Origin of the sequence: Alteromonas sp. K632G (genome assembly GCF_017653625.1) — a bacterium.
GTDB classification, from domain to species: domain Bacteria; phylum Pseudomonadota; class Gammaproteobacteria; order Enterobacterales; family Alteromonadaceae; genus Alteromonas; species Alteromonas naphthalenivorans.
The window spans coordinates 138,517-152,692 of record NZ_JAGGDM010000001.1 but is presented as its reverse complement, the minus strand read 5'-3'; the positions used below and the strand labels follow the sequence as shown (position 1 = coordinate 152,692).

The 14,176-nt window shown below is 43.3% G+C and carries 12 protein-coding genes; 7 read left to right on the top strand and 5 right to left on the bottom strand.

What is annotated here, in order from left to right:
• Positions 1-44: 44 nt before the first annotated feature.
• The 3 genes from flgA to flgN all read left to right on the top strand — a co-directional run bounded on the left by flgA (position 45) and on the right by flgN (position 1,642).
• Complete coding sequence (flgA, locus tag J5X92_RS00605) at positions 45-767, top strand: flagellar basal body P-ring formation chaperone FlgA (RefSeq protein WP_208804207.1); 723 nt, start codon at positions 45-47, stop codon at positions 765-767.
• A 103-nt stretch (positions 768-870) separates the two neighbouring features.
• Positions 871-1,203 carry a flagellar biosynthesis anti-sigma factor FlgM gene (gene flgM / locus J5X92_RS00600; RefSeq protein WP_208804205.1) on the top strand — a complete coding sequence of 111 codons (333 nt, stop codon included), beginning with the start codon at positions 871-873 and terminating at the stop codon, positions 1,201-1,203.
• Positions 1,204-1,213: 10 nt separating this feature from the next.
• Complete coding sequence (gene flgN, locus J5X92_RS00595; protein WP_208804203.1) at positions 1,214-1,642, top strand: flagellar export chaperone FlgN; 429 nt, start codon at positions 1,214-1,216, stop codon at positions 1,640-1,642.
• A 115-nt stretch (positions 1,643-1,757) separates the two neighbouring features.
• On the opposite strand, the gene J5X92_RS00590 is transcribed toward flgN, so the two are convergent.
• Positions 1,758-2,249: an LPP20 family lipoprotein gene (locus J5X92_RS00590; RefSeq protein ID WP_208804202.1), complete on the bottom strand. Its 492-nt coding sequence runs from the start codon at positions 2,247-2,249 to the stop codon at positions 1,758-1,760.
• Positions 2,250-2,553: 304 nt separating this feature from the next.
• Here J5X92_RS00590 and J5X92_RS00585 point away from each other — a divergent pair, with 304 nt between their 5' ends.
• The 3 genes from J5X92_RS00585 (at position 2,554) to J5X92_RS00575 (ending at position 6,462) form a co-directional block, all read left to right on the top strand.
• The gene (locus J5X92_RS00585) at positions 2,554-3,687 is read left to right on the top strand and encodes a flagellar assembly protein T N-terminal domain-containing protein (RefSeq protein ID WP_244360019.1); all 1,134 of its coding nucleotides are present in this window, start codon (positions 2,554-2,556) and stop codon (positions 3,685-3,687) included.
• A 215-nt stretch (positions 3,688-3,902) separates the two neighbouring features.
• Complete coding sequence (locus tag J5X92_RS00580) at positions 3,903-4,517, top strand: transglutaminase-like cysteine peptidase (protein ID WP_231519261.1); 615 nt, start codon at positions 3,903-3,905, stop codon at positions 4,515-4,517.
• A 7-nt stretch (positions 4,518-4,524) separates the two neighbouring features.
• Positions 4,525-6,462 (top strand): LapD/MoxY N-terminal periplasmic domain-containing protein, encoded by a 1,938-nt coding sequence (locus tag J5X92_RS00575; protein ID WP_208804200.1) that lies wholly within the window; start codon positions 4,525-4,527, stop codon positions 6,460-6,462.
• Here J5X92_RS00575 and J5X92_RS00570 read toward each other — a convergent pair.
• From J5X92_RS00570 to J5X92_RS00555, 4 genes are read right to left on the bottom strand one after another with little or no spacing between them, the layout of a single operon-like run.
• Positions 6,437-7,036 carry a response regulator transcription factor gene (locus J5X92_RS00570; RefSeq protein WP_208804199.1) on the bottom strand — a complete coding sequence of 200 codons (600 nt, stop codon included), beginning with the start codon at positions 7,034-7,036 and terminating at the stop codon, positions 6,437-6,439. The two genes, J5X92_RS00575 and J5X92_RS00570, sit on opposite strands and share 26 nt — an antisense overlap.
• Entirely contained in the window at positions 7,037-8,401 is a 1,365-nt protein-coding gene (locus J5X92_RS00565; RefSeq protein ID WP_208804198.1) for an HlyD family type I secretion periplasmic adaptor subunit, read from the bottom strand.
• A complete protein-coding gene (locus J5X92_RS00560; RefSeq protein ID WP_244360016.1) occupies positions 8,398-10,554 on the bottom strand; it encodes a type I secretion system permease/ATPase in 2,157 nt (718 codons plus the stop codon). Before J5X92_RS00560 ends, J5X92_RS00565 begins: the two co-directional genes overlap by 4 nt.
• 23 nt (positions 10,555-10,577) lie before the next feature.
• Complete coding sequence (locus J5X92_RS00555) at positions 10,578-12,500, bottom strand: TolC family outer membrane protein (RefSeq protein WP_244360013.1); 1,923 nt, start codon at positions 12,498-12,500, stop codon at positions 10,578-10,580.
• 253 nt (positions 12,501-12,753) lie between these two features.
• Between J5X92_RS00555 and J5X92_RS20910 the strand changes: the two genes are divergently transcribed.
• A partial coding sequence (locus tag J5X92_RS20910; RefSeq protein WP_244360010.1) for a retention module-containing protein occupies positions 12,754-14,176 on the top strand: 1,423 nt, incomplete at its 3' end.

The window sequence follows — 14,176 nt, the reverse complement described above, 5'->3', positions numbered from 1 at the left end:
ATAAGCATAGACAATAACTCAGTAAGTGAACACGAAAAGTGACTATGAAAAATTTAAAAAACGTAAAATCTTGGCTTACAGGAGTTCGTCTGCCACTTTTCACTGTTGTGGTGGCCGTTGCTTTAGCGCCTTACAGTTACGCTGAAACAATGCACGATGTGGTGAATAAGGGCGCAAAGGAATACCTGCTGTCGGCGCTTAGTATACACGATGAAAACACCGATATTGCTGTGAGCATTGCTGAAGTAGACGAAAGAATTAATATTCCTCAGTGTCCAACCGGATTTCAATTTCACGCGTCTGACGAATCTTTGAACCAATCTTATGTTTCGGTGCGGGTAAGTTGTGGAAATAATGATTGGTACTTATTTACCAGTGCCCAAGTCACGAGAACGAAAGAAATTGTGGTTACGTCTGGCGCGGTTAGCCCGGGCACCGTACTTTCTGCGTCTAATTTAACGCTGGCATCGGTAGATATAAAGCGTCTTCGTTATAGTGCTTTTACCGATGTAGATGCATTAATTGGCGCTCGAATGAAACGTCGAATTGTTGATGGCCAAGCTGTGCAATCCAATATGCTATGCTTTGTGTGCAAAGGCGATAGAATTACCATTCGCGCATCACTTGGTGGAATGGCGGTTAAAACATCCGGAATAGCACAACAAGATGGCGTTATAGGCGATACCATAAAGGTGCTCAATGCCAGTAGCCAAAAGCCTGTCATAGCGGAAGTCGCCAGCGCTCAAGAAGTCGTGGTACACTTGTAGTTCAGCGTGCTAAAAAACTACGTTTTCGTTGTATAAAAGCCTAAAGAAAAGAAGGCTTGTGCCGATAACTTATACAGAGGCGAAAAGGTAGTGGAGAAATATTATGGCAATTAACAATGTAAACAATGGGTTACCAAAAACTCCCGTTGATAACACAAAAATTTCGCAACAGAATCAGACTCAGCAGTCGCAACAGCAACAAGCGACTTCTAACAATGCTTCTGTTGCTCAAGCACCACGACAAGATTCAGTATCCTTGACTCAGTCTGCACAGCAGTTGAATCAAGTTCAGAAAAAAGGTTCTGAAGCGCCTGTAAATCAGGAAAAAGTCGACCGTCTTAAAAAAGCGGTTTCCAGTGGTGAATACCGAGTAAACCCAGAAGTGTTAGCGAATAAAATCGCTAAGCTTGAGGGTGAGATCTTTGGCCGCAAATAATTAGGTTTTTATGACTAGTCATCTTTATTCAGCATTATCACAACAGGTCGCTAATTTAGAGGGCCTGTGCTTATTGCTGGAAAAAGAATTACATTTGATTAGCTCACGAGATGCAGAAACCTTGATGAGTCTGCTAGAAGATAAGTCTGCATTACTAGAGTCTATTCAGGCTACCGACCAAAAAGTCGAAGCCTTATATCGTCAAACTACAGACGAAACGATGAGTGCAGATGAACAAGGGTTAATGGATAAAGCGAAAAGTCTGTTAGAAGACTGTAAGTATAAAACCCAAATTAATCAGAAAGCCGTAGAGCAAGGACAGCTTCGCCTCACACACTTACGGAATCTGATGTTGGAAGTTCGCGCTAAAGAGTCGTTAACTTATGATAAGAAAGGTAAGCCAAATGCTGGCCGTTTAGGTTCAGGTATTAGCGCCTAGTCTAGTATCCGCGCATAATTAACGCACTCGTCATAAAATGCCAAAATAAGAATACAAAAAAGCGCGTTTAATACGCGCTTTTTTGTGAGTGCTATTTAGCCATACATCTAAATACTTAATAGTATTTAATGTCTTTAATTCTTTGTGGCTTCGCGGTCGTCAAATAAATGTCGTAAACGCGATGCATATCTAGTTCAAGCTCGGTGGCATAGGTATCTTCGCCCACAGGATAACTTTTTATTACTCTTGCCCCTCTAATGACTCCCTCTACAGAAGCCCGTAAGGTTTCATTATCCACCACAAGGCTAGACAGTGATTGATTACCTTCAATACGTTGTCCGTACACCTGCTCTGCAAGTTCTCTGTAAGCCTCTAGTTTTGACGCTTTAATTGCCATCAGGGTTTTCACCGTTTCGCTTTCCCCCCGCTGCGACATAATAGGGGCATAGCCTACGGCACTTAGGACAGGATAACTGTCTGGCTCGACCGTCTCCCATTCCACATGTTTATCTACAAATAAACTGCATCCTGGCAAACCTGTCAGAGCAGCGAATAAAGCCGCTATTGTCCATGCTCGACTACTTACCAATTTCTTAAAAAACACCATCAGAGAAACCTCATTCTCAATTTTTCTATTAGTGGATAAGCAATGTTTACGCCTAAATTTTAGATTTGAAACATTGGCATCTATTTCGCTTATATAAATTAGAGTAAAAATAGAAACAAAAACTGAAAAGAAACGGATTCAAAAAGAATACTGACTTAAATTAACTGATGTAGTGCTCGTTATCGCACTGCAACAAAAGGATACGACTGTGCTTGGCATACGAACATTCGCTAAATTGTTTTTAGTTAGCATCTCTTCTATTAAAAGAAGATATCAAGCTAGATGCGCCAATGTCGCCCTTTTTATGGCGCTGTTTTGCCTTGCTGCAGTAACGACAGGGCAAAGCCATGCCGCCTGGTATGAAGCCAAAGGCCAAGCCGTTATCGTAAATGGCAATAAAGAAAAAGCGCGCAGAGACGCCACTGAAGAAGCCCTAAAACAAGCTTTGTTATTCGCAGGTGCCTCGATTAGCAGTGTTCAGCAACTCACAAATGGGTTACTTGAAAGTGAAGATATTACCATTAGTAGTGCAGGTGAAGTGGACCATCTCGAGCTTACTGATGAAGTGTGGCACAGGGATTATGTTACCGTAAGCGTCAGGGCAGATATTTTTCCTGCGGCAAAACAATGCACCGCAGTTAAGTACGATAAGAATATTGCCACCAGTTACTTTATGGTGGAGAACCGCAATCATTTGGTTGAAGGAAAAATACCTAATTTTTCAGAGGCAGTGACAAGAAAGCTAGCGACCGAAATGTCGTCGCAGACACAGAATTTAAATTTAGCGTACATTGCTCCGCACACAACACGATGGGGAGTTAATGGGCTTGAAGAAAATGTGCGTGCATTGTCACAACAATCAAATGCACAGTTTGTTTTAATTGGCAGCATTAGTGACGTTAGTGTCGAAAGACAACGCCCCTCTTCTTTTGCATTCTGGAAGGAAGAAAAAGCCACCCGATACTTTTCGCTAAGCATTAAGGTTTTCGACGGTATAAATAGTGGCTTACTACTGCAACAAGATTACGTTACTGAAGCAAAGTGGCCTTTTGACAGATTTGCCGATGTAGATGAATTTTCGTCCACCTTTTGGCGCACAGAATACGGTAATGCGATTAAAAAGCAGATGCAGCAGTTAACCGCTGATATTGACGAGACTATTGCTTGTCAGCCCATGACTGGCCGAGTACTCAATGTTGCTGGTTCGCATATTTCAGTATCATTGGGGCGCGATAATGGCATAAAGAACGGTGATGAACTTTTTGTCTATCAAACCAGCGAAATTATCGACAGACACGGCAAGGCCTACTTGCAGTACCATATTTACCCCGGAGCATTTGTTGTTGAAAATGCGTATGGCAATACCGCCAAATTAATTCATAAAGACAGTGGCATTATTGCGAATATCCAAGAAAGTGATTTCGTTATTAAACGATAGCCGTGAAGATTCTCTTCTACATAGCACTTGGTTTCACATTTCCTCCATGCTATATCTATACTGAAGTATGAAATTCTATATATAAATGCAGGAGCACCGTCTATAAGGTGCTTATACTTTCGTATAATAAATAATTAAAAAAATAAATCATGACCCTTTCGATATTTGCGTCAAACTGCTTCGTAGTTTTAGCTCTTATGTTGACAGGACAGCAAATGAAGGATCATCTGTCTATAGAGTTCCCCGTATTAGAAATGGAAGTAAAAACACGATTTGGGGATGACAAAGCTCTAGATGTCAAAGCGTTAGAAGAAAAGCTAAGTCAGCTAAACAATCTTTCAGTATCCGCTCAGTTAGACGGTGTAAACCGCTTCTTTGACGAGCATATTCAGTACGCCACCGATGACATTGTTTTTAAACAAAAAGACTACTGGGCTACCCCTGCCGAGCTTTTTGGCCATTCCCGTGGAGATTGTGAAGATTACGCCATTGCAAAATATATAGCTCTGCTACACTTAGGTATTGATAGTGCTAAACTTCGCTTAATTTATGTTAAAGCTAAGATTGGTAGAAGCCGCGTAACGCAAGCTCATATGGTATTAGGTTATTACGAAACGCCGTCTTCAGACCCTTTGGTCTTAGACAGCCTTGTTTCTGAAATATTGCCTGGTTCACAACGAACCGATCTCATGCCTGTATTTAGCTTTAATGACGCTGGCATTTGGTCGCCTGGCAAAACCAAGCAGGTTTCCACTTCTACCAGTAGACTATCTCGGTGGCGCAACGTTATTGAGCGCATGAAAAGTGAGGGAATAAAAAGACAATCCTGAGGAGTCTATGTCAATAACAAGAGAGTTGTGGCTTGCCATTATAGCCGTTGTCCTTGTTGCCATTGTGGGGAGTGTATCCATTCACGGCGCAACGACAAAAGGCTATGTAGAAGAGCAGCTTTATTCTAAAAACCTCGATAATGCTAACATGCTGGCACTTACGCTAAGTGGTTTAGAAAAAGACGCTGATACACTAGATTTATTTATCATGTCCCAGTTCGATGTGGGGCATTATGCGTCTATAACACTGCAAAAGCCCGACGGCGAAATCATTTCAAGCCATACTCATACCACACAGTTAGATGAACAAACACCGGCTTGGTTTGCTTCATTGTTTAGCCCTAACATCGAACCAGGAGTAGCTCAAGTCTCTGAAGGATGGGGCCAGTACGGTGTCGTTAATGTTCAAACCGATACTAGCTTTGCTGTGGCCTCTATGTGGAAAGCTACACTGAGGTTAATTTTGGGGTTGTCTCTTGTGGGCACGGTGGCAGGTCTTATTGGTGCGTGGTTTTTACGCCTTATTATGCGCCCTCTCGACCAAGTCGTTGAGCAAGCTGAGTCTTTCAGCCATATGCAGTTTGTTCAAGTAAGTGAACCACGAACCCTAGAGCTTAAACGCGTGGTTAAAGCCATGAACTTCCTCGCAAGCAATTCCCAACGAATTATGGATGAGGAAAATACCCGCCTTGATCTTCTTCGCCACAAAACTCAGTTTGATGTTGAATCCGAATTAGCCAACCGCGACTATTTTATCTCTATTCTTAAAGGCCAGTTGGCGTTTAGAGATACCGAAGGTGTGAATTGTATATTTCTACTGAGGGTCGTGGGAGGCCGAGAAGCATTTCTTCGCTCGGGGCCAGAAAACCGTAGAAAGCGGCTTTTACAGTTTGCCGCCAGTGTGAATGATTGCCTAGCACAACACCATCACCATTATACCGATAGCAGAGTAGCTCGAATACAGAAAAATGAGATTGCCATACTGCTAACGGAAACTCATGACATAGTGACAATTGCTGAGGCAATTCATGGTGCCTGTTTATCTGAGTTGTCTCAACAGGGCGATCCGAAATTGTATCAGTCTGTAGTGCGATTGCGGCCTGATGATAATGTGTCATCTGCGCTAATGCGCCTAGATACTCTGCTCGATGAGGCTGTAGAGAGGAAGCTTAGCGAGCCTTATATAGAAAATACGTTAGATTCATCTATTTCTTTAGTAGAAGAAAACCGTTGGACTAAGCTGCTCAAAGAAGGCATTGCTAATCAAACGGTAGAGACGTTTAACTTTCCGGTACTAGATGCTGAAAGAGAGCTTGTTCACTATCAAAGCTGGGCGGGTATTGAAATAGATAATGACTTGAGAAAAAGTGGCTATTATACCCATTGGGCAAGATATTTAGGCTTACTCCCTGCGTTAGAGCTAGCTACCATCAGCCATCTATTCTCTTATATTAGCAAAACTGGCACTAAGGCAAAGTTTGCTTTTCTATGCTCTGAGCAGTTTCTGCTTGATTCAGAAATTTTAGCGCAGCTGTATTTTCAAGTGAAAATGAACGAGAGTATTGCCTCACAACTTAACTTCGAAGTAAGGGAATCTACGGCGGCTCGCTTCCCTGACGAGTTCGAATTATTTTGCTCCACGCTGAAAGCTAAAGGATGCGGTATCGGATTAAAGCGGGTTGGCGAATCTTTTTCTCAATTAATGAATGTGCAAGAACTTGGACTTGATTATGTGGTTATCGACTCTGCTTTTATGGCGGATATAGATCATAACCCTGCGAATCATGCTTTTATTAGAGGCTTCTGCTCACTCGCCCATACTTTTGGCATTCACGTTTACGCTGACGGTGTGAAGACAAATAACACTAAAGAGCTATTTGTGGAATTAGGTATTGATGGCGTGGTATCGCATATTGAAGTTATAGAGCATCTTTTAAGTGACTAAACTCGCCAAGTGACAGTAACAACCCAATTCTGTCTTTGGCGTTTAACTTCTTCAGTAGCGTGCCTACATGTTCTTTAATTGTTCTTTCTGTAAGTTTAAGGTTTCTCGCGATTTCTTTGTTACTCAATCCCTCTAGAATACCTGTTAGTACATCTCTTTCCCGCGCTGTTAATGTCGCAATTTCAGGTACTTTTTCTTTTAAACTCAGCGTAGTTGCAACGGCTGACGTTGTATTCACATAAAGCTCGTTGGGTACCCAAATTCCGCCTTCTTTTAACACCCGACTAACCGATTTAAAAAGAGATGGTTGGCCTAGTGCGTGACAGTACGCCCTTGCGCCCAGTAATAACGCGGTTTGCATTTCCGGCCTATCGTAATGATATGTTAATAAAACAACATTTCGACACTTCCCGCTTGCAGCAATAATATTTTCACGCCAATTTTTATGAAATGTCGACAGCCAAATACTATCTTCTTTCCCGCACCGAATACTTTCAACTTCAGAAAGCTCGACCCAATCTATTGAGTCAACACCAAGGTTCTTTTGAGATGTATTCATAATATAATGTTTCATCTATCGCTCCCTGAGTGCTGACGAGGTAACGGTGAAAAGTGGAGACAGAATGTAATTCAACACCGTCTTTTTGCCAGTTAAGATATCTACCTGAACAATCATTCCCGGCATAATATCCAGCGGTGCATCAGCAATGGTTCGCTTAGTTTCCAGACGGACTAAGAAGTAAGTCTCATCTTTCTCATTGGTAATAGCATCAGCGCTTATATGCTTTACTTCAGCATCCATACCACCATATATAGTGAAGTCATAAGCGCTAAATTTTAAGATGGCTTTTTGCCCCCCTCGAATGAACGCAATATCTTTAGGGGAAACCTTCGCCTCTACAATAAGCTGGTCGTCTTGGGGGATGAGCTCAATAACTGCACTTCCAGGTGTAATTACCCCGCCAACGGTGTTAATAAGTAGGCGCTGAACCGTGCCATTAATTGGCGACCTGAGTTCAGCTTGCGAGACTACATCTTCTAACGTTGTTTGAGACTGCTGAAGGGTTGCCATTTCACCCACCGCATCGGTTAATTCTTGATTCCACCGATTGATGAGTTTTAGCCTACTTTCTTCTTTACTAATTATCTCTTCTTCAATGGTGGAAAGACCTCGTTCGATAGCCACTTGTGACATGGCTATGTTTCCTTCAAGCTCTACAATTTGTCGCTCTAAGCGTAAAATTTCTATTTCAGACACCGCACCAGAAGCTAATAGGGGTTTGGTAACGCCTAATTCCTTTTCGGTTAACGAAAGCACACTCTTGTATTGATAAAGGTTAGCTCTTTCTTGTTCAACATCTTGCTTGCGTTGCTGTATTCGACTATCAGAGCCTGCTGCTACTTCATTTAATTCTGCAAGATTTGATTCAAAAAGCTTTCTTTCGTTTTCAACAATTTTAGGGGCTTGTTCAACTAAATCGGGCGAGAAAGTTAAGCGAGTATTATGCGTTAACGCTGAAAGGCGCTGCACTTTGGCGGCAAGGGCCGCAAACTGTGTTGTATTTTCTTCTAAACTTGAAATGTAGCGCGTAGGATCGACACGAAGTAATACATCGCCTTTTTGTACCTGTTGGCCTTCATTAACCAATATGTCCTGAACGATACCACCGTCATATGATTGGAGGATTTGCAGCTGTTGCGAAGGGATCACTTTCCCTTCCCCTTTAGCAACCTCGTCTATCTCTGCAAAATATGCCCAAATTAGCAATATGAGTAAGACCACTGCTACGCTGTATAAAAGCCGTTTAGCATTCGCAGGTGTTTGCATGATTCTGGCCCATTCAGCTTCAAGTACCCAATCTTGACCCGAAGGAGGCGCTAGCCATCCTCTAACTAGTTTATGTAGAATACTATTTTTGTCGCCATTTTTAATCTTCACTGTGCCGTCCTTTGCTTAGAGGGTACCGGCTTAAACTGAGGTAAAACGTCCTCTTTTTTACCATCAGCAATTATTTTTCCGTTTTCGATAACAATGACTCTGTCGACTAAATCCAGCAACGTAGTGCGATGGGTATTGAGGATGAATGTTTTCTCTTTAATCGCTTCTCGAATCGTTTCTTTCATCATGGCTTCATTAGCTGAATCCATGGCGGAAGTAGGTTCGTCCATAATAAATATAGCTGGGTTGTAAATCAGCGCGCGGGCCAGTGATACAGATTGGCGTTGCCCGCCTGACAATTGCTTCCCACCTTCCCCAACTTGCTGTTCGAAACCGTTCCCGTGACTATTTACGACTTTCGCTAAGCCACATTGCTTAGCAATTTCCCATAGCCTCTCGTCATCTACCCCTCGATGTGCCGGCAATATATTGTCTTTTAGTGTGCCAGAGAAAAGATTCACATCTTGCGGCACATAGCCTATGTTTTGCCTTAGAAGGACAGGATCGTATTGCTGCATATCAATCTCATCGAGTAACACTTGACCCGATTCGGCTTTATAGAACCCCATCAGTAAACGATTCAATGTAGATTTACCGCAGCCATTCTTCCCAAGAATAGCAACGTGCTCACCTTGCTTAATTGAAAAATTGATATCTTTGAGTGCCAAAACATTTTCATCAGGGTAGCGAAAGCAAAGCTGTTTAACATCGAGGTTTCCGCTTAACTGGCTGGCGTTTTTCACTTGCTTGTTGTCACCACCTTCTGATGGCAGTGACATGATATCGTCTAACGCATTTTTCGCAGTTTCCGCCTGATGATATTGGGCTAAAAGTGCAGCGGCCTGAGATACAGGCCCCATAGCACGACTCGAAAGTAAGTACGCCGCTATTAGCCCACCTTGGGTAATTTCACCTTCAATAATGAGGTACACACCGGTAAGAATTATCACTACACCGACGGATTGCTGAATCCACAGTGCAGAGTTGTTAACCGACATAGAAACCAAACGTAATTTAGCATTCACTTTAGCTAAGAAGATGGTTTGCTTTTCCCATGCACTTTGCGTTCGGCTTTGATATCCAAAGGCTTTTAAATCTTCAAGGGCAGTAACACTTTCAGTAATTAATGAACTTTTTCTGGCGCTAATCTCCATCGACTCTTCAGACAATGAGCGCATGACTCGCTGTGCTTTTAGGGCATATAGAAAGAGAATGGCTGTGCCCAATAAAATTGGAATAACTAGATAGATATCTATCATCGCAATGATAAACACAAACAGTAAACCAAAAGGTAAATCAACCAAGGCGACCAAGGTCAGTGAGCCAAAGAAGTGCCGAATACTCTCAAAAGATTGTAGGCTATTAATAAACGCACCACTTTTGGCGGGCCTATTGGTTAAATCAATTGAAAGTACTTTCTCCATAATTTTTGCAGACATGGTGACATCTAAGCGACTAGCGGCAAGCTCTACAAAATATTGTCGCAAGACACGCAGGAGAAAATCTGCCGCTAATACTAAAAGCACGCCGATGGCTAGCGCCCACAATGTCTCCATCGCCGCGTTGGGCACTACCCGATCATATACATTCATCACAAACAGCGGGAGCGCTATCGATAACAGGCTAATGAATATTGATGCCAGTAGAACATCACGATACAAGTCATACGCAGATTTTACTGATGACCAAAGCCAATGACCGACTGCGCTTTTTTCAACCTTGCCAGATGGCATTTCAGCTTGGGAAACAGGACGCGCGAAAATAATGTAGCCGGTAAACAGGGAGGCGATTTTTTCACGCTCTACCGATACCACTGCGGTGTCTAATTCTGGGTAGGATACTTTCGCACTATCATCGTTTAATTCGTGTAAAACGCAGGCTTGGCTGCCTTCCATAATTAACACGGCGGGAAGCAAAGCAGCATTGATCTGAGCCATGTCTCTTTTGGCAGTGCGACTTGCTAAACCAGCCCGTTGGGCGGCGCGCTCAAAGCCCGTAGGAGATAACTCACCATTATCTAGAGGCAAACCACTGAGTAAGCTTACCCGAGAAACCGAAATATTGTGTGCTCGACAAATAATCATCAAGCAATCCATTAGCACGCCTCCTTGATTTTCTAAGTAAGACAGCGCGCCTTTTTCTCCCTGAATCATTAATCCTCCACGACCATTGCGAATTACAGCTGAATTATCGTAGCTTCAATTCGACGATTTTTTGCATTTGCGGCTAGTGATTCTTCATCAACTAAAGGTCGCGTTTCGCCATAGCCTACAGAGGTAATACGACGGCTATCTATGTCAGCAGACTCAATCAATAAAGCAGCAACTGCACTCGCTCGCCGTTCTGAAAGGCGTTGGTTATATGCCGCATCACCATCTAACGAGGCATGTCCGTGAATAATAACGCCGGCATTGTCATACTGTTTAAGTGCATCAATAACTTGAGCAAGTGACGAGGTGTACTCAGACGAAATTTTGGACGAATTTGATGCGAATGATATGTTGATACTAAAAGATGCTAAAACTTGTGCATCATCTAAGGTGAAATCAGCAGCGCTTGCTGGGGTATTCATGGCTTGAGGTTCAGGTGCACTCGCTTCACATCCAAAATCATCAACCATGGCATCAGGTGCAGAATTAACGCAATCGTCCCATAGATCGACTATGCCATCTGAATCTGAATCCCGCTTTAAGATATTGCGCTCATCATCTAACGATGTTCGGGTAGCTGGGCACACGTGATTGGGGTCGTAACGAAGCTCTTTTTCTGCTAATTCACTTACGCTGGCTACACCATTTTTACTCACACCCAATGCTTTAACCAAAATGCCCGACGCAGCTAGTAGCCGAGCCCTCGCTTTTTCTAACGTATAGGTGGCTTGTACATAAGCTCTGCTCGACTCGTAATACTCATTTTCTGAATCGAGCAAATCTAGAAGTGAACGTTCGCCAATGGTGAACTGATCCATATACGCTGACTTAACTCTGTCGGAAGACAACCTGTGCGCATTTAACGAAGGTAGCTGCTCGCTAATATTTTGAATATCGTTACGAGCAATTTGAATAGTTTGGCGCATATCAACACACGCTTTATCTCTTAAGTCTTTAGCTAAATCCACCTGTGAAAGTGCTTGCCTAATTGCCGCTCTGTCAGCACCGCCGTTGTATATATTATACGAAAAGTTAACCCCCACACTCGCTTCAGAAATAGTATTATTTAGTGCCGCTTCGTCTCGTGTTTGCGCCCCGTAACTCGCGGTTAAGTTAACTTGAGGATGATATCGACTTCTTGCGCTATCAATTGCAAAACGTTGTGCGTCGATATTATAAATTGTTGCATTGAAAGACGGATTAGTTTCGTATGCCGCTAACAATATGGATTCTAAATCCATTGCTACTGACGCAGGCATAGCCTCTGAAAGTGACACCTCGGCTAATGCTTCTGCAGGTTTCTCCCCAACAAGTCTTAAAAATCTAGCGGTTACATCATGCAGGTTAGACAGCTCAGTTAAAACATTGGACTCTGACAGCGAAAGTCGACCACTAATTTGTTCCAAGTCAGCTCTTCGGCCAACGCCTGCTATCACACTTTCTTCGATTTGCTTAAAGACATCCACATGGGTAATGAGGTTCTTTTCTGCCAATGAAAGCAACTCTCGATAAAGCTGAACATCCATATAAGCTAATGCGGTTTCAAGTGACTTTTGTTCTATCTCGCCCATCAATTCATAGTAACGAACCACTTGAGCTTGTTTGAACCTACTCACTTCGCTAGAGGTGAAAAAGCCATCGTAAAGTAATTGCGTTAACCTAATTTCAGCAGTGTGGCCTGCGTAATCTTGATCTAACCCATAATTTCTCTCGGTATAGGCGCTGGAAGCTAGAACGTCAATAGAAGGTAGATAACCGGATTTTGCAATATCAACATCTTTCATGGCAATTTGAAGTTGCCGCCAACTTGCCTGAATCTCAGGGTTTGAATTAATAGATTTGCTTACATAATGCTCTAAAGAAGGACTGCCCATTCCGAGCGAAGACTCTTGCGCAGATAAGGAAAATGTTACCAGCCCAAGTAGCCATAAAATTTGTCTTTTCTTCATACCTACATCACTCATATATATTAATAAAGCCAGATATAAAAATTATCTCAACGTGACCTTAGCCTAGTAGTTAATTAAAACTTCTGCCAACCAACATAAGTCTAATTCTTTCTTAAAATTAATAAATTAGGGGGAACTACCTAGAGATTCGACGAAGGTATACCAGTACCTGTACCACGGTCCGGTAACCAATTTCATTTTCGCTGCTAGTCTTAAACTAAAGAGTTTCAGTGATATTTGAAAAGGGTTCAAAATGGCCGATGTAATTATTGTAGAAGTAAATGGTGAAGTTTTGGTAGAGCGCCCAGAAACGGGTGAGCAATTTGCTGCCAGTGAAAACACCACCTTATTCGAAGGAGACAGCCTTACAATCCCCGATGGTAGTACAGTACTAGTCAGTATTGATGGCATTGTGAGAGAATTACCTGCTGGCCAAACTGTTACTTTCCCTCTTCAATTGGCCTTTTCAGATGTTGACAGCGATGATGAATTTGCTGTTTTCGACGACAGCGTTGAAGATCTTAATGCATTGCTTGATCAAACAGGAGATAGCCAGAATCTCGACCAAGATTTTTTAGACGTACTTGCTGGCGATGATGATATTTTAGAATCGTTAGAAGCCACCGCTGCTGGTTTAGATGGTGGCGGCGGTGCAGGTGGCAGTAACTTTGTTCGTGTCGACAGAATCAATGAAAATGTAGATCCCGTCGCTTTTGAATTTGAGCAAGGCGCCAACGATAACGAAGAGATAACGTCAGAACAGTTTGGTGACGGCGGTGACGAAGCCGCAGACATTACCGTCACACTCGACGGTATTCCTCTTAATAACGACTCTACCCCGACCTTATCGGGCAACACTGACGCAACGTCAGGTTCTACCGTGACGCTAACGGTGACAGACAGTGCAGGGAACGTACAAACGCTTACTACCACAGTGCAAGCTGACGGTACCTTCTCTGTGGATGTACCTGATGAATTAGCGGAAGGCGAATATTCTGTTGAGGCCACCGTTACCGATGCGGCGGGCAATACAGCTACCGATGCCAATACCGGTGAAATTGATACGACTGCACCGGTAATTTCGTTAGATGCACAAGGCACAAACAACGACACTACCCCCACGCTTTCAGGTACGACTGATGCTGCGCCTGGTTCGACTATTACCCTAACCGTGACAGACAGTGCGGGTAACGTACAAACGCTTACCACCACAGTGCAAGCTGACGGCACCTTCTCTGTAGATGTGCCTGCTGAATTAGCGGAAGGTGAATATTCTGTTGAGGCCACCGTTACTGATGCAGCAGGCAATACTGCAACCGATGCAAACACCGGTGAAATTGATACGACCGCACCTGATATCAATTTAGACCCGCAAGGCACTGACAACGACACCACGCCTTCCCTCTCAGGTACTACCGATGCTGCGCCTGGTTCTACCGTGACGCTAACGGTGACTGACAGTGCAGGTAACGTACAAACGCTTACCACCACCGTTCAAGCTGACGGCACCTTCTCTGTAGATGTGCCTGCTGAATTAGCGGAAGGTGAATATTCTGTTGAGGCCACCGTTACCGATGCGGCGGGCAATACAGCCACCGATGCCAATACCGGTGAAATTGATACGACCGCACCTGATATCAATTTAGACCCGCAAGGCACTGACAACGACACCACGC